General features: G+C 68.1%; 19 protein-coding genes and 1 tRNA gene. 10 read left to right on the forward strand and 10 right to left on the reverse strand.

Features of this window, described 5'->3' with window-relative positions:
- Positions 1-329: 329 nt before the first annotated feature.
- Positions 330-611, reverse strand: coding sequence for a DUF1905 domain-containing protein (locus tag NVU01S_RS21205; RefSeq protein WP_043680071.1), 282 nt, complete (start codon positions 609-611; stop codon positions 330-332).
- Between the two features lie 25 nt (positions 612-636).
- Complete coding sequence (locus NVU01S_RS21210; protein WP_043680074.1) at positions 637-1,017, reverse strand: DUF1761 family protein; 381 nt, start codon at positions 1,015-1,017, stop codon at positions 637-639.
- A gap of 76 nt (positions 1,018-1,093) precedes the next feature.
- Here NVU01S_RS21210 and NVU01S_RS44920 point away from each other — a divergent pair, with 76 nt between their 5' ends.
- The gene (locus NVU01S_RS44920; protein ID WP_156161914.1) at positions 1,094-2,095 is read left to right on the forward strand and encodes a TetR/AcrR family transcriptional regulator; all 1,002 of its coding nucleotides are present in this window, start codon (positions 1,094-1,096) and stop codon (positions 2,093-2,095) included.
- Between the two features lie 83 nt (positions 2,096-2,178).
- Here the strand turns inward: NVU01S_RS44920 and NVU01S_RS21220 are convergent.
- A tRNA-Met gene (locus NVU01S_RS21220) sits at positions 2,179-2,252 on the reverse strand.
- Positions 2,253-2,791: 539 nt separating this feature from the next.
- Between NVU01S_RS21220 and NVU01S_RS21225 the strand changes: the two genes are divergently transcribed.
- A complete protein-coding gene (locus NVU01S_RS21225) occupies positions 2,792-3,349 on the forward strand; it encodes a transglycosylase family protein (RefSeq protein ID WP_042263871.1) in 558 nt (185 codons plus the stop codon).
- Between the two features lie 101 nt (positions 3,350-3,450).
- On the opposite strand, the gene NVU01S_RS21230 is transcribed toward NVU01S_RS21225, so the two are convergent.
- A complete protein-coding gene (locus NVU01S_RS21230) occupies positions 3,451-6,459 on the reverse strand; it encodes a UPF0182 family protein (RefSeq protein WP_043680132.1) in 3,009 nt (1,002 codons plus the stop codon).
- Positions 6,460-6,687: 228 nt separating this feature from the next.
- Here NVU01S_RS21230 and NVU01S_RS21235 point away from each other — a divergent pair, with 228 nt between their 5' ends.
- A complete protein-coding gene (locus NVU01S_RS21235) occupies positions 6,688-7,281 on the forward strand; it encodes a PPA1309 family protein (protein ID WP_043680135.1) in 594 nt (197 codons plus the stop codon).
- Between the two features lie 7 nt (positions 7,282-7,288).
- On the opposite strand, the gene NVU01S_RS21240 is transcribed toward NVU01S_RS21235, so the two are convergent.
- Positions 7,289-8,314, reverse strand: coding sequence for a YlbL family protein (locus NVU01S_RS21240; RefSeq protein WP_209444883.1), 1,026 nt, complete (start codon positions 8,312-8,314; stop codon positions 7,289-7,291).
- 126 nt (positions 8,315-8,440) lie between these two features.
- Here NVU01S_RS21240 and NVU01S_RS21245 point away from each other — a divergent pair, with 126 nt between their 5' ends.
- The 5 genes from NVU01S_RS21245 (at position 8,441) to NVU01S_RS21265 (ending at position 13,532) form a co-directional block, all read left to right on the forward strand.
- The gene (locus tag NVU01S_RS21245; protein WP_043680080.1) at positions 8,441-9,868 is read left to right on the forward strand and encodes a zinc-dependent metalloprotease; all 1,428 of its coding nucleotides are present in this window, start codon (positions 8,441-8,443) and stop codon (positions 9,866-9,868) included.
- An 86-nt stretch (positions 9,869-9,954) separates the two neighbouring features.
- A complete protein-coding gene (locus NVU01S_RS21250) occupies positions 9,955-10,818 on the forward strand; it encodes a TOMM precursor leader peptide-binding protein (RefSeq protein ID WP_043680083.1) in 864 nt (287 codons plus the stop codon).
- Between the two features lie 154 nt (positions 10,819-10,972).
- Positions 10,973-12,316, forward strand: a complete 1,344-nt coding sequence (locus tag NVU01S_RS21255; protein ID WP_043680086.1) for an ABC1 kinase family protein — start codon at positions 10,973-10,975, stop codon at positions 12,314-12,316.
- A gap of 105 nt (positions 12,317-12,421) precedes the next feature.
- Entirely contained in the window at positions 12,422-12,832 is a 411-nt protein-coding gene (locus NVU01S_RS21260) for a subtilase-type protease inhibitor (protein ID WP_043680138.1), read from the forward strand.
- A 94-nt stretch (positions 12,833-12,926) separates the two neighbouring features.
- Entirely contained in the window at positions 12,927-13,532 is a 606-nt protein-coding gene (locus NVU01S_RS21265; RefSeq protein WP_218023631.1) for a helix-turn-helix domain-containing protein, read from the forward strand.
- Between the two features lie 148 nt (positions 13,533-13,680).
- On the opposite strand, the gene NVU01S_RS21270 is transcribed toward NVU01S_RS21265, so the two are convergent.
- From NVU01S_RS21270 to NVU01S_RS21275, 3 genes are all read right to left on the reverse strand, one after another.
- Positions 13,681-14,001, reverse strand: a complete 321-nt coding sequence (locus NVU01S_RS21270; protein WP_014987725.1) for a WhiB family transcriptional regulator — start codon at positions 13,999-14,001, stop codon at positions 13,681-13,683.
- A gap of 141 nt (positions 14,002-14,142) precedes the next feature.
- Entirely contained in the window at positions 14,143-14,487 is a 345-nt protein-coding gene (locus tag NVU01S_RS43480; RefSeq protein WP_156161915.1) for a hypothetical protein, read from the reverse strand.
- A 111-nt stretch (positions 14,488-14,598) separates the two neighbouring features.
- The gene (locus tag NVU01S_RS21275; RefSeq protein ID WP_167829454.1) at positions 14,599-16,773 is read right to left on the reverse strand and encodes an ATP-dependent DNA helicase UvrD2; all 2,175 of its coding nucleotides are present in this window, start codon (positions 16,771-16,773) and stop codon (positions 14,599-14,601) included.
- Positions 16,774-16,881: 108 nt separating this feature from the next.
- Here NVU01S_RS21275 and NVU01S_RS21280 point away from each other — a divergent pair, with 108 nt between their 5' ends.
- Positions 16,882-18,084 carry a low temperature requirement protein A gene (locus tag NVU01S_RS21280; RefSeq protein WP_244467503.1) on the forward strand — a complete coding sequence of 401 codons (1,203 nt, stop codon included), beginning with the start codon at positions 16,882-16,884 and terminating at the stop codon, positions 18,082-18,084.
- A gap of 289 nt (positions 18,085-18,373) precedes the next feature.
- Positions 18,374-18,604, forward strand: a complete 231-nt coding sequence (locus NVU01S_RS21285; protein WP_029897242.1) for a mycoredoxin — start codon at positions 18,374-18,376, stop codon at positions 18,602-18,604.
- 57 nt (positions 18,605-18,661) lie between these two features.
- On the opposite strand, the gene nudC is transcribed toward NVU01S_RS21285, so the two are convergent.
- Together nudC and NVU01S_RS21295 are read right to left on the reverse strand one after the other, a co-directional pair.
- Complete coding sequence (nudC, locus tag NVU01S_RS21290) at positions 18,662-19,579, reverse strand: NAD(+) diphosphatase (RefSeq protein WP_043680092.1); 918 nt, start codon at positions 19,577-19,579, stop codon at positions 18,662-18,664.
- 34 nt (positions 19,580-19,613) lie between these two features.
- The gene (locus tag NVU01S_RS21295) at positions 19,614-20,669 is read right to left on the reverse strand and encodes a potassium channel family protein (RefSeq protein WP_014987731.1); all 1,056 of its coding nucleotides are present in this window, start codon (positions 20,667-20,669) and stop codon (positions 19,614-19,616) included.
- Positions 20,670-20,672 lie beyond the last annotated feature (3 nt).

The raw sequence follows: 20,672 nt of genomic DNA on the forward strand, positions 1-20,672 counted from the left end.
CCCTCCTCGGCGAAGCGGCGCCGATACACATAAAACCTGTCCCGGCTGATCCCCAGCTCGGCACACACTCCAACGACCGTGGCCCGCCCAGCAGCAACCTCGGCGAACACAGCAGCAAGCCTCTGCTCCATCGTGACTACCTTCTGGCCCATCAACGAACACTCATCGATCGACCGATCAGTGTCCGGGATGTCCTGTCACCGACATGTCAGGGATGTGCTGTCAGTTGAGACCCGCTTCGGCGTGCGGAAGCGGGTGCGGGAACACGGAAGTGGTGCGGGGTCGAACTGCTGGCGGGCCCCCGATGGGCGTGCCGCGAGGCGCGGGGGTCAGTTCAGGCGTTCGGTCAGGTGGATGGTGACCGCGTCGCCGTCGGTTTTGCCGATGCGGCGGCGGATCGTGGCGGCGACGGGGAGCTTGTGGGTGCCGTCGCCGAGGGCCATGAAGGAGGAGGTGAAGGGGACGCCGTCCACGGTTCCTTTTACCTTCACCAGGCCTCGGGTGCCGAAGATCGTTGCGGAGTCGGGGAGTTGCACGCAGGTCCAGGTGTCGCCTTCGCGGACTTTTCCGAGGACGGCGGTGAAGGTGACGTCGAGGGGTCCGGCAGCCATGGGAAGCCTCCTGTTGAGGGTGGGATCAGAGGAACAGTCCGAGGATGACTCCGCTGACGATCAGTTTGAGGACCCAGTCGGTCATGTGCACCATGGCCGTCGGGATCGGCACGTTCTCGTGCACGATCGCCCCCGCGAGGATGGTCACCGGCAGGATCGCCACGATCGCGCCCAGTGCCGCCCCGGCTCCGATGCCATGTCGATCGCCGATGATCAGCAGAATCGCGAGGACCGCCGCAGCCAGCAGACCACGCAAGACCACAAACGCCATCTGTACCGGCAGGCCGATGCCGGGGCGCGGGGTACTCGTCCGCGATACCAGCGCTGCGACCGGGGGTGTCGCGTACAACACCGCACTGATGACGAACGAGACGACCGCCGCGACGGCGATACCTGCGACTACCATGGCGAACTCCTTAAGTACGATGCGGTATTAAATTTAGATTGGGGTCTTAGTACTGTCAAGTACTAAAGTGGGTCGCATGAGCTCTACAGGTGGACGCCGCGGCCGGCCGCCGGGGAAGTCCGGCACTGAACTACTGGCCGTCGCCCGCGCGGTGTTCCTGGAGCGCGGCTTCGCAGGGTCGACGATGGACGAGGTCGCCGCGCGTGCCGGGATATCCAAAACATCGCTCTATCGCGAACATCCGTCGAAGGCGGGCTTGTTCGCCGCGGTGGTCGAGCAGTGGGCGAGCGCAGGTCGCGATGCCATGCGGCCAGGCCTGGAGCAGCTCGAGGCGGCCGAGGATGTCCGTGCGGGGCTGATCGCCTGGGCGCGAGGCCTTCGGGCGGGCGTGCTCGCTCCGCCCGTGGTGGAGATGCGCCGTCTGGTGACTGCCGAGGCCGCGCGTCACCCCGAGGTCGGCGCGAACTATCTGCACCAGAGCTGGGTCCGCAACATCGGCAACCTCGCCACCACCCTCCGAAAACTGGACAGCCGCGGCGCACTGCGGATTCCGGACCCCGATATCGCCGCCGAACAGCTGACCTGGCTGGTCGTGGGCGCACCCCTGAACTCCCGGATGCTGGACGCCACCACCGCAACCGACACCGACAACGCGACCCCCACCGCCACCGCCACCGCCACCGCCACCGCCACCGCCACCGCCACCGCCACCGACAACGCGACCGTGACCGTGACCTCCACCGACGCCGCCAACGACAACGCCACCGCGACCCCGACCGCGACCGCGACCGCGACCGCGACCGCCAACGACCCCGCGACCGCCAACGACAACGCCACCGCGACCCCGACCCCCACCCCCACCGACAACGCGACCGCAACCCCGACCGCGACTGCGACCGCCACCGACAACGCGACCGCGACCGCAACCCCGACCGCGACTGCGACCGCGACCGCCACCGACAACGCGACCGCGACCGCAACCCCGACTGCGACCCCCACCGACAACGCGACCGCCCCCACATCCGCAACCATCGAATCAGCGATCGACCTGTTCCTGGCTGCCTACGGTCGGGATTGACGATCCAAAACTTCCACCCTGACAGGCCCCAGACAAAGAACAAGGGCGGTCCCGAACTATTCGTTCGGGACCGCCCTCAGGAGTAGCGGGGACAGGATTTGAACCTGCGACCTCTGGGTTATGAGCCCAGCGAGCTACCGAGCTGCTCCACCCCGCGTCGGTGAACACAACATTACACACGGGTTAGAGCTGACGCCAAATCGCCTGGTCAGAGCCATAAACGAGGCTGGCGAAGCACGCGAGAAAGCATTCGGCAACCGACTCGAACCTGCCCGGAAAATCTGCCCGTTCGCCTGCCGGACCGATCGCGGTCGCCGCTTCGCCACGTCCAGAGCACCGAATCCAGCCCGCTCACACCGGTTAAACGTGACCTGAACCACTATTAAACAGTGATCTCGAACACATAACGTTGCTATAACAGACCGTCCGGAATGCGTGTTGATGGCGTTTGCGAGCTGCGTAAACAACAATATTCGGGTTATTCGCTTCATGCAATTCGTGTGTTATCAAGATGTGATCTGCCGAGATTTCTTCGTTACCGTGCGTTCACGGCCCGGATCATCCGTGAAGGGCTCGAACTCGAACCGACGAATACCGGCGACCCTGCCCCACGGTTCGAGGATCCCCGACGACCTGGGGGCAGGGACCCGGCAGCTGAATCGCCGGGCTCGGTAGGCGCAGGGAGGGAAAACACACATGACTGAGAACCGGAAGTTCAACGCCCGCGCCCTCGGCCTCGCCGCCGTCACCGGCGCTCTTGTTGCCGTCCCGTTCGCACTCTCCACCGCGACCGCCTCCGCCGCACCGACCCATGACTGGGACGGTGTCGCGCAGTGCGAGAGCGGTGGCAACTGGGGGATCGCCACCGGAAACGGCTACTACGGTGGCCTGCAGTTCTCGCCGAGCACCTGGCGGGCCAACGGCGGCCAGGGTTCGGCCCACACCGCGAGCAAGGAAGAGCAGATCCGCGTCGCGGAGAACGTGCTCGCCACCCAGGGCGTCGGCGCCTGGCCGGTGTGCGGGCAGTACCTGCGCCCGGGCACCTCCGCGCCGGAGCCGGAAGCCGTGGTCGAGCCGGAGCCCGCGCCCGCGCCGGCCGCGCCCGCCCTGCCTGCCCCCGGTACAACCAAAGCCTATGTCGAGCAGGCCAAGTCCGCCGGCGACGCGCTGGCCAAGCAGTACGGCCTGCAGGATCAGTACCAGCAGCTGCTGCAGCAGACCAACCCGCTGATCGAGTCGATCGCCGGTAGCTGAGAATAGTTCTCGCACAACGAAAGCGGCGCTGCTATCCGTTCGGATAGCAGCGCCGCTTTCGTGTTCCGTTGGAGCCTGGTGCGATTCAGGCCGCAGGCGCCCTAGCGCCCGGCGTCCTGATACGCCTTCACTGCGGCGTCCAGTTCGTCCAGCGCCTTGCCGAAGTCCTGGAAATTGCCCGTGCGCATGGCATTTCGCACGTTCTCGATCTTCCGGTTCAACTCCGCGGCGGCGGCGTCCTTCGCCGCCGACGAACCGGTCGGCGGAGTGACCCCGCCCGGCGGCGGCGGAGGCGGCGTGCCGGTGTTGTTGCCGGGCGGCGGCGTGGTGCCTTCGACCGGCGGAGTGGTGCCGGGTTTCGGCCTGGTCGCCGGGTCACCGCCGAACGGCGTGGCCAGCGCACCGGCACCGGGCAGCACCTGGTTCAACGCCTCTGCCAGCGTGGACGCGTAACCGACCTTCACGCTGCCCGCCTCGTCGCGGTAGCTGACCAGCACGCGCAGCAACTGCGGGAAGGTCGAGGTGTTCGGCCCGGTGTTGCGTTCGTTGTAGAACGGCTCGACGTACAGGATGCCGCCGTCGGCCACCGGCAAGGTGAGCAGGTTGCCGTACTTGATCTTGTTCGAGTTGGACAGCAAGGTCCGTTCCCGCGAGACCTCGGGCGCGGTCGTCATCGTGTTCTGCGTCTGCTGCGGACCCTGGGTCTGGGTGTCGGTCGGCAACCGCCGAATCGTGAACTTGCCGTAGCCATCCGGGTCCGAACGCACCGAGATGTACGCGGAGAGGAACTGACGGTTGTAACCGACCATGGCGCTGGTCAGGTTGAAGGTCGGCTTGTTCGTCTGCTGATCACCGAGCAGCACGTAGTACGGCGGCTGGTTGAACGTGCCACCGCCCTCGATCGTCGGATCGCTCGGCACCGACCAGAATGCGTTGTTGGTGAAGAACTCTCGCGGATCGTCCACGTGATACTTGGTCAGCATTTCGCGCTGCACCTTGAAGAAATCCTCCGGATAACGGAAATGCGCCCGCAATTCCGGGGAGATATCGCTCATCGGTTTCACCGCGCCGGGGAACACCCCGCGCCACGCCTTGAGCACCGGATCGCTGGGGTCCGTCTCGTACAGCGTCACGGTGCCGTCGTAGGCGTCGACGGTGGCCTTGACCGAGTTCCGGATGTAGCTGACTTCCTTGCGCGGCAACAACCTTCCGGTCTTCTTGTCCACGCTGTCCTCGACCGCGCCGTCCAGCGACGTCTTCTGCGCGTACGGGTAGTTGTCGAGCGTGGTGTACGCGTCGACGATCCACTGGATCCGGCCGCCGACGACCGCCGGGTAGGCGTTGCCGTCGGTGGTCAGCCAGGGCGCCACCTTCTGCACCCGTTCGCGCGGCGCGCGGTTGTAGATGATCTTCGACTCCGGGCCGATGGCCGAAGAGAAGAGGATGTTGCGCTCGGCGTACTTGGCGGCGAAGGCGAGCCGGTTGAACCAGTTGCCGATCGGCACGCCGCCCTTGCCGTCGTAGGTGAACTGCGCTGCGTCCGAATCGTATTCGCGCGGACGCTGGCCCTCGGACGCACCGACGATGGCGTAGTCCGGATTGGCCTGCGAGATCACCTCGCCGTAGTAGATGCGCGGCTGGTCGACCTTGATCCGCTGCTTGTCGGTCGGCGTGAACAGGTCGCTGACCATGAAGATCGGGTAGCCGCTGTCGCTGCTGCCGCCGGTCGCGTTCGGATCCTCGGACTGCGGCTTGTTGACCCGGTTGGCCGGCGCGGCGACGAAACCGTTGCCGTGCGTGTAGACGGTGTGCTGGTTGATCCAGTCCTTCTGGTTACCGGACAGCGCCGCCGGGGACAGCTCGCGCGCCGCGACGATGTAGTCCTGCACATCGCCGTCGAGGTTGTAGCGGTCGATATCGAGCGCCTCGGGGAACCCGTAGAAGTTCTTCAGCTGTCGCAGCTGAGTGAAGGTGGGCGACAGGATGTTCGGGTCGAGCAGACGCGCGTTGCCGATCGTCGCCGCGTCGACCGGGACGTTGACGGGGTTCTTGTTGCTCTCCCCCTTGTAGTCCACATACTCGATCTTGTCGTCCGTGATGCCGAACGCCTGCCTGGTCGCGGCGATATTGCGCTGGATGTATTCGCTTTCCTTGTCCGCGGCGTTCGGGCGCACCGAGAACTGCTCGACGACGAGCGGCCACACCGCGCCGACCAGGATCGAGGACAGCACGAGCAGGGCCGCGGCCATCGCGGGCACCCGCAGATCGCGCAGCACGATGCCGGCGAAGAAGGCGATCGCGCAGATCACCGCGATGGACAGCAAGATCAGCTTGGCGGGCAGCACCGCGTTGATATCGGTGAACGAACCACCGGTGAAGGTGGGCTCCTTGCGGCTGCTCATCAGCAGCTCGTACCGATCGAACCAGTAGGCGATCGCCTTGAGCAGCACGAAAAGTCCGGCGAGCACGGCGAGCTGGATGCGCGCGGCCCGGGTCAGCGTGCCCTCGCGGCCGCTGAGCCGCAGGCCGCCGAACACGTAGTGGGTCACCAGGCTGGCGAAGAACGCGATGACCACCGCGACGAACAGCCAGTTCAGCACCATCCGATAGAACGGCAGCTCGAAGGCGTAGAAGCTGACGTCGAGATGGAACTGCGGATCCTGCTGGCCGAACTCGCTGCTGTTCAGGAACAGCTGCACGGTGACCCAATTCGATTGCGCCACCAGACCGGACAGCAGGCCGAGCAGCACCGGGATGCCGACGCCGAACAGCCGCAGCCTGCTCATCACGGTGGTGCGATACCGGGCGATCGGATCGTTCGGACCGGCTACCGGCACGAACACCGGCCGGGACCGATAGGCCAGCAGCAGCGCCAACCAGACCACCAGACCGACGAAGATCGCGATCCCGAGGAACAGCAGCACCCTGGTCCGCAGCACGGTGAGATATACGCTGCGGAAACGGACTTCACCGAACCACAGCCAGTTGGTATAGGCGTCGGTGAGCCGTGGCCCGAGCAGCAGCAACGCCGCAAGGACGATGGCCGCCAGCAGCAGCACCCGGCTGCGTCGGGAAAGCGAAGGTAAGCCGGTGGGGGGCCGCATGCCCACGATGCCACTCTCCAAGGTCCGGCGGCGCGCGCACCGAGTGGCCCCGACGGCGCGCCGCAGTCCGATGTTGCGGGTGGTCCTTCCGGACCGTCGCGCCCCACTCTACGGAATCGGACAGTATTTGGGCCGCGCGGGCGCGGCGGTGTTCGACATTAGGGGCCGCGCAAGCGCGGCGGTGTTCCACATTCGGGCCGCGCGGGCGCGGCGGTGTTCCACTCGTTTGATTTGATGTCCCCCGTGACCCCTGCAGATCTGCATGCCGAACTCGTCCTCGCCCGTTCCGTCCGGGAGGTGGCCGAGTTCGTCGACGCCGAAGGGTGGGGCAGACCGCCGCAGATGTTCGCGCTGGTACCCACCGCCGACCTGGTCGCCGCGCAGCCCGAACTGCTCGAGCAGCTCGACGAGGGCGCGGAGCTGACTCCCGTTGCGCAGGAATCATTCCCGGACGACATCACCGGCGGTTCGATGGCGCTCGACGAATTCCTGGCAACCACCAGCTGGCCGCCCGCGGTGCAGGGGTGCGTGCTCGTGCAGGAGATCGTGGTGCTGCCGCCGGACGCCGAATCCACCCTGGACGCGGCGCTGGTGCCGTTGCTCGCCGACCACGACGCGGCCGACGCCGCCGCACGTGCCGCGGCCGAGGCACATCCCGATCGCCGCGAGGCCCGGCTGTTCGCGGCGGTGCTGCGCGAGGGTGCGTCGCTGTGCCTGCTGCAGGTGCGTCCCGAGGACGACGCCGACGAATTCGCCGACATGGACCTGCGCACCTATCCCAACCTGGCGCCCAACCTGATCGAGGCGTTGCTCGCCACGCTGGAGTGATCCGACCTCAGCCGCAGCTGACCGTCTCCTTGCCCGCGTTGATCTCGTTCAGCGATTGCACCGCGCCGGTGAGGTTCTCGACCTTCACCAGGCGCAGCCCCTCGGGGGTGCGCTGCCGAGCCTCGTTGCAGTTGGCGGCGGGCACCAGGAACGTCTCCGCACCGGCCTCGCGGGCGGCCATCATCTTGTATTGGATGCCGCCGATCGGCCCGACCTTGCCGTCGTTGTCGATCGTGCCGGTGCCCGCGACGAACTTCCCGCCGTCCAGTTCGCCCGGGGTGAGCTTGTCGATCAGCGCGAGGCTGAACATCAGACCGGCCGACGGTCCACCGATATCGGCGAGGTTGAAGTCCACCTGCAGCGGCGGGCGGGCGCCCTCGCCCGGCGTGACGCCGAGGTAGCCCTTCGCCTTGTCGTCCGGGCGCTCGCCGAGTGTCACCTGGATGGTCTGCTCGGCGCTCTCGCGACGCACCTGCACGGTCAGCACATCGCCGGGCTTCTGCGCACCGACGGCGGTGACCACATCCTTGGGCGCGGCGATCGGCGTGCCGTTGATGCTGATGATCTCGTCGCCGGCCTTCAGCAGATCCTTGGCCGGGCCGTCCTCGGACACTTTGCGCAGCAGCACGACGGTCGGCATGTTCAGGAAGTGCAGCGCCGCGATCTCGGCGTTGCCCTCGGAATCCTTGAAGTCCTGCTGGTTGGACTTGTCGATCTCCTCGCGTGAAACCCCGGGCGGGTACACCTCGGCGCGCGGCACCAGGCCGTGCTTGCCGCTCGCCCAGAAGCCGAACGCCTCGAAGATGCTCAGCCCGTCGCGCACCGACACGGTGGTCATATTGAGATGGCCCGTGGTCGGGTCCACCTCGGTGCCGCGCACGTCGACAACCTCTTTGCCGTCGACCTTGCCGAGGGTGTTGAAGGTGGGGCCGGGGCCGAGTGCGACGAACGGCACAGTGAGCACGGTGCCGAGCGCGCCGAGCACGAGCACCGGGATCAGAGCGGCCACCAGGGTGAGGATCCGACGATTCACCTGGACCACAGTAATGATCGCCGCTCTGCCCGGATGCCGGAGGCGAACATTCCGTGTCGCCGCGCGTCCTCGATTTCGCGCCGCGCGAACATCAACAGCCTGCACCGCACGCGTAACGTAAGGGATATGAGTGACGTCCCCTTCGGATTTTCGAACCGCGACGACGACGACCGCAAGCGCGGTGAGGAGCCGGGCGGTCCCGAGTCGAACAACCCGTTCGGCTTCGGTGTGGGCGGGCCGGGCGGCGGGTTCGATCCGTCGCAGCTCGGGCAGATGCTGACCTCGCTCGGCCAGATGCTCAGTGGCATGGGCCAGCCGGGGTCGGGGCAGTCCGGGCCGGTGAACTACGACGTCGCCAAGCGGCTGGCGCGCCAGCAGCTCGGTTCGACCATCACGCCGGTCACCGCGAGCACCGCCAGTGCCGTCACCGACGCCGCGCACCTCGCCGAGCTGTGGCTCGACAGCGCGACCACGCTGCCCGCGGGCGCCGGCAAGACCGTCGCGTGGACGGCCAACGACTGGATCGAGGAGACGCTGAGCACCTGGCAGCGGCTGTGCGACCCGGTGGCACAGCAGATCTCGGGCATGTGGACCGCGTCGCTGCCGGAGGAGGCCAAGGAGTTCGCCGCCCCGATGGTCGGCATGCTCGGTCAGATGGGCGGGCTCGCCTTCGGCTCGCAACTCGGCCAGGCCCTCGGCCAGCTCGCCAAGGAGGTGCTGACCTCCACCGATATCGGCTTACCGCTCGGCCCGTCCGGCACGGCGGCGCTGCTGCCCGCGGCGATCGCGGAATTCAGCGCGGGCCTCGAGCAGCCGGAGAGCGAGATCATGGTGTTCCTCGCCGCCCGGGAAGCCGCGCACCAGCGGCTGTTCGGGCATGTGCCGTGGCTGCGCCAGCAGGTGCTGGCCGCGGTCGAGGACTACGCGCGCGGCATCCGGATGGACTTCTCCGCGTTGGAGGAGGCCGCTCAGGGCATCGACCCGATGGCGCTGACCGACCCCTCGAAGATCGAGGAGATCCTGGCGCAGGGCGCGTTCGAACCGCAGACGACGCCGGAGCAGAAGCAGGCGTTGGAGCGGCTGGAAACACTGCTCGCGTTGATCGAGGGCTGGGTGGAGGTCGTGGTGACCGACGCCGTCGGTGATCGGTTGCCCGGTGCGGGCGCACTGGCCGAGACGCTGCGCAGGCGGCGCGCCACCGGCGGCCCGGCCGAGCAGACCTTCGCGACCCTGGTCGGGCTCGAACTGCGCCCGCGCAAGTTGCGCGAGGCCGCGGCGCTGTGGCGCAGGCTGACCAGCGACGCGGGTATGGAGAAGCGCGACGGCGTGTGGGCGCACCCCGACCTGCTGCCCGATTCCAACGATCTGGACTCCCCCGCCGGCTTCATCGATTCGGTGATCGGCGGCGGCGCCACCGCGTTCGACGATCCGCTGGCGCAGCTGGCCGAGACCGAAGCGCGGGAGCAGGCCGAGCGTGCCAAGGCCGGGGAGGACACCCCGGACACCGGTGAGGCGGGCCCCGACCTGGGTAAGGACGGCGGACAGTCCGCCTGAGTGTCCTGTTGGTGACCGCGAATCCCTGTGCATAACCACAGGATTCGACGCGGAGCGGGACAGCCTCGCTGCGCACACTGCTCGGCATGACCGCTCAACGCCGTGGCCCGCTGTTGTCTCCGCACATCACCGTGCTGGTCCGACCGTCCGGTGTCGTCCAACTCGGCTGGAATCCCGAGACCGCCCTGGTCCTGGACGCCGCCGGACTGGCGGCCAAGACCGTGCTCGGGTTTCTGCGGCTGCTCGACGGCATGCAGACCCGCCCCCAGATCGTCTGGCGGGCAGGTGAACTCGGCATCGAACCGGATCATGCGATCGCGCTGCTCGAGGTCCTGGACGCGGCCCGGATGCTCGAGCATCCCGAGGAGCGAGTCGGCCGGATCCGGTCGGTGCGGGTGCACGGTATCGGTCCGCTGTCCGACGCGGTCGTGTCCGGGCTGCGCAAGCTCGGGGTGCGGCCGAGCCGTTCGCGCGATTACAGCGGGCCGTCGGTGCCCGCGTGGCAAGCGGATCTGGTCGTGCTGACCGACGCGCTGATGCCGGATCCGCAACTGCTGGACGATCTCGGCCTGCATCGGGTCGCCCACCTTCCGGTCCGGATCCGCGACGGGCGCGGCGTGGTCGGTCCGCTGGTACTGCCGGGCGCGACCAGCTGCCTGCGCTGCGCCGACCTGCTGCGCGCCGACCACGACGCGGACTGGCCGCATCTGGCCGCGCAGCTGCTCGGCCGGGTAGGTCACGCATCACCGGCCCGGATCGCGGCGACCGCGGCGCTCGCGGTCAGTGAGGTCGAAGCGGTGCTGGCCATGTCGACCAGGCGGGAATTGGCGATCTTGGACAGCACCTTGGAACTGGACCTCGATACGCACCTGATCGACCGGCGGCGCTGGCCGCGGCACACCGAGTGCTCATGTCACGGAATCGCGGTGGACCTGCGCGAACAAACCTGAAGGTGGTTACCCCGCAGGACGTTTCGAGATGGTCCGGACGGCCCCGCGCGAGCTATGCTGCATGCAGGTTCACGTGACCGGGCTCACAACCACAGGCGGCGTCGATTCAAGATTGCCGTGGCTAAGTAGCGGCTCCTTCCGCCATGATGGGTAGGTGTCTGAGATCGTGCGCCGTCGCTCGTCCCGCAACGCCAAGTTGGCCAAGATTCCGCTCGGCATCGCCGGGCGCGCGGCCGTGGGATTCGGGAAGAAGCTGGCCGGTGGCGACAAGTCCGAGATCAACGCACAGCTGAACCAGAAGGCCGCCGAACAGCTCTTCACCGTGCTCGGGGAGCTCAAGGGCGGTGCGATGAAGTTCGGTCAGGCGCTCAGCGTGATGGAGGCCGCGGTTCCCGAGGAATTCGGCGAGCACTATCGCGAGGCCCTCACCAAGCTGCAGGCCGCCGCGCCGCCGATGCCCGCCGACACCGTGCACCGGGTGCTGGACCAGCAGCTCGGCACACAATGGCGGCAACGATTCCAGGAGTTCGACGACACCCCCGCCGCCTCGGCCAGCATCGGCCAGGTGCACAAGGCGGTCTGGTCGGACGGGCGGACCGTCGCGGTCAAGGTGCAGTACCCCGGCGCGGACGAGGCGTTACGCGCGGACCTCAAGACGCTGTCCAGGATGACCGGGCTGCTCGCGTCGGTGATCCCCGGCGCCGACGTGAAGCCGATCCTCGCCGAGATCACCGAGCGGACCGAGGAGGAACTCGACTACCGCAACGAGGCGACCAACCAGCGCGCCTTCGCGAAGGGTTTCGACGGGCACGCCGAGATCGTGGTGCCCAAGGTGGTGGCCAGCGCGCCGAAGGTGATCGTGACCGAATGGCTGGACGGCACCGCGGTCTCCGCGATCATCAAGGCGGGCGCCGAGGACCCGGAGGGCAGCCGGGCGCTGCGCAATCGGGTCGCGGGCCTGATGGGCCGCTTCCACTTCTCCTCCCCCGCGACCGTCGGGCTACTGCACGCCGACCCACACCCCGGCAACTTCATGATGCTGGGCGACGGCAAGCTCGCCGTCATCGACTTCGGCGCCTGCGCCCCGCTGCCGAACGGGTTCCCGCCCGTCCTCGGCCGGATGCTCGCGCTCGCGGTGGACGAACGGTTCGAAGAACTCACCGACCTGATGTACGACAACGGCTGGGTGATCCCGGGCCGCACCGTCACCCACCAGGAGATCGCGGACTACCTGCGCCCGTTCACCGACCCGATCCGGTCCGACTCGTTCCATTTCACCCGCCGCTGGATGCAGCGGGTGGCGGGCAAGGCCTCCGACATCTCCAGCGCGGAGATGAAAACCGCTCGCGCCCTGCAACTTCCGGCCGAGTACGTGATGATCTTCCGGGTGCTGGGCGGTTCCGTGGGCATCCTGGCCCAGCTCGACGCCGAACTGCCCTTCATGAAACTGGTCCGCACCTGGATGCCCGGTTTCAGCGCCGAACGCACGGCCAGCTGACCCGCCGGGCGACTCGGCCCGGGCGACCTGAGTTCCCAGGTCCGGCAAGGACAGTCGGATAACCTCATTCGGTCGGGTCGGCTCCGTCGGCGAGGGGTGATGGTCATGTCCTGCACCAACCGGATCGTCGTCTTCTCGATCAGCGCGGCGGTGCTGCTGGTATCGCCGCCTACCGTCGCGGCCGCCGCCGACGACGCACCCTCGGTGCTGGCGCTGACCGTGGGCCGCGGGGTGTCGATCGCCGCCGCCGAACGTCGCGCCGTCACCCTCACCTGCGCCCCGTCGATCGGCGGTACCCACCCGAACGCGGTGGACGCGTGCCGGGCGCTGACCGACGCCGACGGCAATATCCGGGCGCTCGCCGCCTTCACCGTGCCGCCGCGCTGCCCGCAGAACTTCGACCCGGTCTACGCCACCATCGATGGCGTCTGGCGCGGCGCGCCGGTCAGCGATCACGGCGTCTTCTCCAACATGTGCGTGCTGCAGGCGACGACGGTCGCCGTCTTCAATTTCTGACGCGCGGGAAGCGTTCCGATCACCGTGACGCAAACACGGGCGTTCTGTGCCACACAGCCGACAATGTGCACAGCGAAGGAGAGAGGCTGGATTGGTGCGGAACGGGAGCGGCGACCCGGCCAGATGGGCCGGGCTCGGCGACGTCGTGCACGACCGCAGGCGTGCCGCGCGGCTGACGCTGGCCACCATGGCCGCGAAAACTGAACTGTCGCAATCGTTTCTGAGTCAATTGGAGAACGGGCGCACCAACACCAGCCTGCGTTCGCTGCAACGCATCGCCGACGCGCTCGGCACCACCGCCACCGAACTGCTCGCGGCCGCGGACAACGCGCCGGGCGCGGTGCTCGTGCGCGCCGGCGACGGCACGCTCGAACAAGCCCAGACCGACAACGACGGCTCGGTGCGATCGCTGGTGCACGGCGCCCGAGATCTGCGGGCGCTGGAATTCACCGGCGGAACCGGCCGGGGCGGGCGCGAATTCACCCATCAGAACGATGAATTGATCTACGTGGTCGCCGGGACCATCACGCTGGTCGCCGACGGCGAGGAGCTGACGCTGTCCACCGGAGACACCTTCTACTGCGCGGCGGGCGTGCGCCACCGCTGGTGGGCGCACACCGACGACACCACGACACTTGTGCTCGCCGTTGCCGACGGGCTGGCGGTCCGCCGGGCGCCGAACCGGCCCCGGCGAACCTGACCCCCGAAACCACTGCAGCACAACGCAAACGAGCCGCCCACCGGGCAACGGCGGGCGGTTCGTCTGCTTTCTCGTTCGTTGGCTCGGCCCGTGTCAGGACCAACCGAATCGAGCACATCGACCGGAGGGAGGGAAGTCACTCCCGGATTCATGCCGGGACCGCGACCTTGCGCGGACGACCGCGCGGGCGCTTACGGGCGATGACGACACCCTGTTCGAAGATCTCGCCTCCCCAAACACCCCACGGCTCACGCCGATCCATGGCGGCCGTCAGGCAGCCCTTGCGGATCGGGCAAGAAGCGCACAGCGCCTTGGCCTGCTCCAGTTGGACCGGGCTCTCGGCGAACCAGAGATCGGGGTCTCCAGCTCGGCACGGCACGTCCTTGACCTCCCTGGCCCGGGTAGTCGTGGCCACGGTTCGGCATGTCACGTCAGTAGTGGCTTGTGGCCATTCCTGGGCGGTGAACACGTCGTTCTCCTTCAGCTCGTTGCAGCGGTTCGTTTCGTTGTTTCCGCGAAACCGAGGCCGGCTGGCTGAAGGGCCGAAAAAGATTGGCCACGGTTTCGCTTCGTGCGATCCGTGGCCAGGAGGTCTGGGAGGGAGCTTTCCCTACCTAGGTATTCGACATCTCTGTCGAGTCCTGATCACGATCGCTGGGTGTGCGGGGCGGAGGCGCGTTGCCTGCAGATCCGCCGGCTCATAGCCGGCTTCTGCTGCGATGACGACGACGTCGTCTGCCTTCTTGAAGACAGACTTGTGCCAGCTACCCGCGTTGGGTCCGTCCTGAATACGGGTGGTGCAGACGGCGCCATGCATCTCATCGAGATGTGCTTGCGCGCCGAATGCGCCACGAATTTCGGACAGACCGATCCCCTGCAAGGCGAGGATCCCCCGGGAGGCGGACATGGGTGAATTCACCGCAACGTCGCTGCCGCTGAAGAATGTGATGTTCACGTCTGCCTCCCTCCTAATCTCGTTGTGTCCTGTTGACTGGCCGCGCCGGGATGACCTCCCGGTGCGTAAAACCCACCATAGGCAAGTGCGCCGAAGCGCACAACCTATTTTCTACCTGCGGTTTTGGGGTCTTGCGCGCAGCCGCGACGCGATGATCGCGAGCACGTCCGCCCCGTACTGCTCGAGCTTCTTCGCGCCGATCCCGGCGATCGAGGCCAGCGCAGCGTCGTCACCTGGGAGTTGTTCGGCGATCGCGGTGAGGGTGGTGTCGGTGAACACCACGAACTCGCGCACCCGCAACGTCTCCGCCTTCTCCGCCCGCCACTCCTGCAGCGCGACCAGCAGCTCGGCATCGAGTTCGGCCGGGCACCGACGACAGCGGCCAAGCATAGTCGCATAGGTGCCGATGAGCGGCTTCGCGCAGACCCGGCAGGTCGGGCGTACGCCTTTGCCTGCGCTCTCGGTGACCGGCGCGGCGATCCGGGAGGCCGGGGAATCGTCGGGTACCAGGCCGTTCAGGAACCGGGAACGCCGCCTGGTGCGCCGCTTCCCCTCGCCCCACGCCAGCGCCCAGGACAGTTGCAGATGTTCCCGCGCCCTGGTCACGCCGACGTAGAGCAGCCGCCGTTCCTCTTCGAGAGCGGCCTCGTCGGCGACCTTGCCGTCGCTCTCCAGCACGTGCGCGATCGGCATCGTGCCGTCGGCGAGGCCGACCAGGAAGACCGCGTCCCACTCCAGGCCCTTCGCGGCGTGCAACGACGCGAGCGTGACGCCCTGCACGGTCGGTGGGTGCCTGGCCTCGGCACGTGCCGACAACTCCCGCAGCAGGCCGGGCAGGTCCAGTTCTTCGTCGTGGTCGACCAATTCCTCGGTGAGCCGGACCAGCGCGACCAGGGACGACCATTTCTCCCGCGCCTGCGCGCCCGCGGGTTCGGTCGCGGTCAGCCCGACCGGCGCGAGCACCGCGCGCACCAGCGTGACCAGCGCCGCGCCGCTGCGCGAGGCCGCGGGCAGATCATCGCGAGCAGCGGCCTGGCGCAGCACCGTGACGGCCTGGCGCACCTCGGGACGCGAGAAGAAGCCTTCGCCGCCCCGCACTTGATAAGGGATGCCGAGTTCGGTGAGCGCCTGCTCGTAACTCTCGGACTGGGCATTGATCCGATACAGCACGGCGATCTCGGCGGCGGGTGTGCCCGCTTCGATCAGCCGCTTGATCGTCTTGCCGACGGCGCTCGCCTCCGCGGGACCGTCGTCGTATTCGGCGAAGACCGGTTCCGGCCCGTCCGGTCGCTGGCCGATGAGCTGCAGCCGGGTGCCCGCGATGCGCCCGCGCGCCACCCCGATCACCCGGTTGGCCAGCGAGACCACCTGCGGGGTGGAGCGATAGTCGCGTTCCAGCCGGATCACCGTCGCGTCGGGGAAGCGGCGCGAGAAGTCGAGCAGATAACTCGGCGTGGCACCGGTGAACGAGTAGATCGTCTGGTTGGCGTCACCGACCACCGTCAGATCGTCGCGGTCGCCGAGCCAGGCGTCGAGCACCCGCTGCTGCAGCGGGGTGACGTCCTGGTATTCGTCGACCACGAAACTGCGGTAGCGGCCACGGAACTCGTCGGCCACCGCCGGATAGTCCTCGAGCGCCGCCGCGGTGTGCAGCAGCAGGTCGTCGAAGTCGAGCAGCAGGCCCTCGGGGGTGGCCTTGAGTTTCTCGTAGCCCGCATAGACCTCGGCCACGCGCAGCGCGTCGTAGGGCGGCTCGCGCCGCTGCCTGGCCGCCGCCGCGGGATAGTCCTCCGGCGCGATGAGCGAGGCCTTCGCCCATTCGATCTCGCTGAGCAGGTCGCGGACGCTGTCGGTGGCCGAGGAGAGCCCGGCCCGGTTCGCCGCCTGCGCGACGATCGGGAACTTGCCATCGATCAACCGCCACGGCACGTCGCCGACCACCTGCGGCCAGAAGTACTTGAGCTGACGCAGCGCGGCCGCGTGGAAGGTGCGCGCCTGCACCTGGTTCGCGTCACCGCCCAGACCGAGCGCCCGCAGCCGGCCGCGGAGTTCGCCCGCCGCGCGGGCGGTGAACGTCACGGCGAGCACCTGGTCGGCCTTCACGTGCCCGGCCGACACCAGGTGCGCGATGCGGTGCGTGATCGTTCTGGTCTTGCCGGTGCCCGCCCCCGCGAGCACACACACCGGACCCCGCGGAGCCCGCACCGCGGCGGCCTGTTCGGGGTCGAGGGAATCCAGCGCTGGGCCGGTCGGTCGGTGCGTGCTGGTTGACGACACGGCACCCATCATGACAGTGCCCGCCGACAACTCTCGCGGCGTGACCAATACTGTCGCCTCGTGGCACACGACACGCCGTCAGCTGACGCTAGACCAACCGACCGGCACGCAACCTGGATGGAGCTGTTCTTCGACCTCGTCGCGGTCGCGGGCATCGGCCAGCTCACCCATCTGCTGCACCGCGGGCCCTCGCTGTCCGACTTCGCCCTGTATGTCCTGCTCTACCTGGCCTTTTGGACGGTGTGGGCGTGCATGATGCTGTACGGCAACATCGCCCGCGACAACACCCGGGTCCTGTTGATGCTCGCGACGATGCTCGGCCTCGGCGTGATGGCGAGCGCGGTCGCCGGGATACCGGACCGGCACGCGACCACGTTCGCCGCGGTCTACGTCATCGTGCGCTTCGTCGCGGCGCGCGTCTGGGGCCGCGGCACCTACCTGGTCGACTGGCCGATCGCGCAGCTGACCGTGGGCGTGCTGCCGTGGGTCGTCTCGCTGTGGGTGCCCGAACCGTGGAAGTACTGGTTGTGGGCCGCCGGCCTGGCGCTGGACATGTGGTTGATGTTCGCGGTCAGCGGCGACGGGATGATCACCGGCGCGCAGGAGGCCATCGATCGCCGGTTCCGCCGGTCGCGTCGATTCCGCGATGTGGAGCCGCCCAAGGTCAGGGCCGTGCACACCGACAGCGCGCATCTCGGCGAGCGGCTCGGGCTGTACGTGATCATCGTGCTCGGCGAGGGCTTCATCGCAGTGATCGCGGCGGTCGGCGACGTCGTCTGGCACGCGCGGGTGCTCGCCCTCGGGTTCGGCGCGTTCGTGATCCTGGCCAGCCTCTGGGCGCTGACGCTGTTGTACGGCTTCGTGCCGCGGTTGATGTCCGGCGACGATCCGGAGCACACGGTGCCAAGGCAGTACGTCATGGCCATGCACTGCTGGATCACCGGCGCGATCGCCACCATCACGGCCGGCCTCGGGCTCGCCGTGGAACACGCGGAAGGTCACGTGTCGACCGGGATCGGCTGGGCGCTGTGCGGCGGCGCGGCAGCGTATTTCGTGATCGTCGCGATCGGGGGCGCGCACACCGCCGCCGGGTGGCGCTGGGTGTGCACCTGGCCGCTGCCCGGCGCGGTACTGGCGCTGGTGCTCGGCGCGTTCGGCCCACACCTCGGCGCGCTCGGACTGGTATACGGCGTCGCGGCGCTGTTCGTCTGGGCCGTGCTGTGGCAGACCCGCTCGGACGGCAAGTGGCGCAAGGGTTCCGGCCCGGATCGCCCACGCCGGCGGCCCCGGCACGGGCTCGGGATCGACGAGGTGCTCTAGCCGGTGCACCGGTCCCGCAGGGCGGCGGCGAACGGCCGGGTCCGCGCCCCCAGCGACCCGAAGAACTCGCGATCACAGTCCTCCACCGCCTCGATCGCCCGATTCGCCAGGACCACCCCGGCCCCTTTCGGGGTCGATGTTCCACTCCGGCCAAGTGGCTGTGTCGGCCCAGCGCGGACAAGACGGCGGTCGCGGCGGCGAGGATGGACGTGCCCGAGTACGGCGGTGGAACAGCGGCGGGCCGTCCGGCGTTGAAAGATCCGTGACTGATGCGACGCCCGACCTGACGATGTACTCGACCACCTGGTGCGGCTACTGCCGCAGGCTGAAGACGCAGCTGGACGAGGCCGGGATCACCTATGTCGAGATCGATATCGAGCAGGACCCGGCGTCGGCCGAATTCGTCGGCAGCGTGAACGGCGGCAACCACGTGGTGCCGACCGTGAAGTTCGCGGACGGTTCGACGGCGACCAATCCGTCGCTGGCCGCCGTCAAGCAGGCGCTGGCCACACTCGCCTGACCGAACGCCCCGATCCGAACAACGCCTCCGTGCGGACCATGCCGGTCCGCCGTGGTGTCATGCCGTCGGTTCGTCGCCCAGCCCGGCCCACGATTCGGTGATCGTCCGGGCGATCGAGATCGACCCCGGCAGCAACAGCCGCGCACCGGACCCCTGCGCGGACCAGTCGCCGACGATCAACGCCTCGCGCACCTCGTCACGGCTGAACCAGTACGCCTCGGCGATCTCACCGTCGGAGAACACCAGGGGCTGCTCCGGATCGGCGACCGCGGCGAAACCGAGCATCAGCGAACGCGGGAACGGCCACGGCTGGCTACCGAGGTAGTGGATATCGCGCACATCGAGGCCGACCTCCTCCTTCACCTCCCGCTCGACGCAGCGCTCCAGCGATTCGCCCGCCTCGACGAATCCGGCGAGCAGCGAGAACAACGTGGGCGGCCAGCTCTGCTGACGTGCGAGCAGCACCCGGTCCGCGCCGTCGTGGATCAGGCAGATCACCGCGGGGTCGATGCGCGGGAACTCCTCGTAACCGCTCTCGGTGATCCGCGACCAGCCCGCCTTGGCCGAGGTGGTCGCGGTGCCGTCGGCGCTGTTGAAGGCGGCCTTGTCATGCCAGTTCAGCAGGGCGGCGGCGGTGGAGAGCAGGGCGGCGGTGAGGTCGTCGACCGTACTCGCCATACCGCGCAGGTCGGTCAGCGATCCGCTCAGTTCCCGATCCCGCACCGCCCACAGATGCACACCGTTGTCGATGCCGAGGAACACCGCGTCGGGGCTCGGCTCGGGCGACAACTCGATCGCCTTGTCCAGGACGAGCGCGCCGTCCTCGAAACGGACCTGGCCGCGCTGGTTCACCCGCAGCAGCTTGGCGTCCTGCCAGCCCGCGAGCAGGGCCTGCGCGTCGGCTCTGGTCTCCTCGGCGCGATCGAGCACGGAACGGGACAGCAGCGGAACATTATTGAGCTGAAAGGCCGGCACCCCTCGACACTATCGCGCCGCGCCGCGGCGGGCCCTACTTGGTCGTGCGCCGGATGTAGAGCAGCTTGTCCCCGGCCTCGAGCGAGTCCACGTCCGGCTCGCCGACCCGGACCAGCACGCCCCCACGCACCACGCCGAGCACGATATCGCTGAGATGCCGTGGTGAGCCGCCGGTTTCCGACGGTTCCACGTCGCGCTCGGCGATCGCGAAACCCTCCTCGGGGGTGAGCAGGTCCTCCATCATCTCGACCACCGACGGCGTGGTGGTCGCGATGCCGAGCAGCCGGCCCGCGGTCTCCGAGGACACCACCACCGAGTCGGCACCGGACTGGCGCACCAGGTGGGTGTTCTCCGCCTCGCGGATCGAGACCACGATCTTGGCGCTCTTGGTCAGTTCCCGGGCGGTCAGGGTGACCAGCACGGCGGTGTCGTCGCGATTGGTCGCGACCACCACCGACGCGGCGTTGTGCACACCGGCCAGCCGCTGCACATCGGATTGGGTGGCCGAGCCGTGCACGGTCACCAGGCCCGCATTCGCGGCCTGCTCCAGCGCGACCATGTCGGTGTCGACCACGACGATATCGGCGGGCTGCACACCGTCGCCGAGCATGGCGTCGATCGCGGTCCGTCCCTTGGTGCCGTAGCCGACGACCACGGTGTGATTGCGCACGCTGTGCCTCCATCGCTGAATCTTGAACGCCTGCCGGGACCGTTCCGTCAGCACGCCGAGGGTGGTACCGACGAGCACGATGAGGAACAGCACGCGCAGCGGGGTGATGATGATGATGTTGGCCAGGCGCGCGTCCGGCGTCACCGGCGCGATATCGCCGTAACCGGTGGTGGACAGCGACACCGTCGCGTAATAGAACGCGTCCAGGAACGACAGCGGATCGCCCGAATTGTCGCGGTAGCCATCGCGGCCGATGTACACCACCAGCGCGGCCGCGAACAGCAGGAAGATCGCGAACAGCACCCGCCTGGTCAGTGAAATCCACGGACTGGTCTGCACTTCCGGGATGCGCAGCACGCCTACCAGCGCGAAGTGCGGGCGATTCGACAGCCCGAGGGTGCGCGCACGATCACCGAACAATGG

Origin of the sequence: Nocardia vulneris, assembly GCF_001613425.1 — a bacterium.
Taxonomy (GTDB): Bacteria; Actinomycetota; Actinomycetes; order Mycobacteriales; family Mycobacteriaceae; genus Nocardia; species Nocardia vulneris.

Excerpts from the sequence above, each read along its gene's own strand:
- NVU01S_RS21280 (WP_244467503.1), top strand. The coding sequence starts at position 16,882 with ATGGAGCTGTTCTTCGACCTCGTCGCGGTCGCGGGCATCGGCCAGCTC.
- NVU01S_RS21235 (WP_043680135.1), top strand. The coding sequence starts at position 6,688 with ATGTCCCCCGTGACCCCTGCAGATCTGCATGCCGAACTCGTCCTCGCC.
- NVU01S_RS21210 (WP_043680074.1), bottom strand. The coding sequence starts at position 1,017 with ATGGTAGTCGCAGGTATCGCCGTCGCGGCGGTCGTCTCGTTCGTCATC.
- NVU01S_RS21260 (WP_043680138.1), top strand. The coding sequence starts at position 12,422 with ATGTCCTGCACCAACCGGATCGTCGTCTTCTCGATCAGCGCGGCGGTG.
- NVU01S_RS21275 (WP_167829454.1), bottom strand. The coding sequence starts at position 16,773 with ATGGGTGCCGTGTCGTCAACCAGCACGCACCGACCGACCGGCCCAGCG.
- NVU01S_RS21205 (WP_043680071.1), bottom strand. The coding sequence starts at position 611 with ATGGCTGCCGGACCCCTCGACGTCACCTTCACCGCCGTCCTCGGAAAA.
- NVU01S_RS21285 (WP_029897242.1), top strand. The coding sequence starts at position 18,374 with ATGTACTCGACCACCTGGTGCGGCTACTGCCGCAGGCTGAAGACGCAG.
- NVU01S_RS21225 (WP_042263871.1), top strand. The coding sequence starts at position 2,792 with ATGACTGAGAACCGGAAGTTCAACGCCCGCGCCCTCGGCCTCGCCGCC.
- NVU01S_RS21250 (WP_043680083.1), top strand. The coding sequence starts at position 9,955 with ATGACCGCTCAACGCCGTGGCCCGCTGTTGTCTCCGCACATCACCGTG.
- NVU01S_RS44920 (WP_156161914.1), top strand. The coding sequence starts at position 1,094 with ATGAGCTCTACAGGTGGACGCCGCGGCCGGCCGCCGGGGAAGTCCGGC.
- NVU01S_RS21245 (WP_043680080.1), top strand. The coding sequence starts at position 8,441 with ATGAGTGACGTCCCCTTCGGATTTTCGAACCGCGACGACGACGACCGC.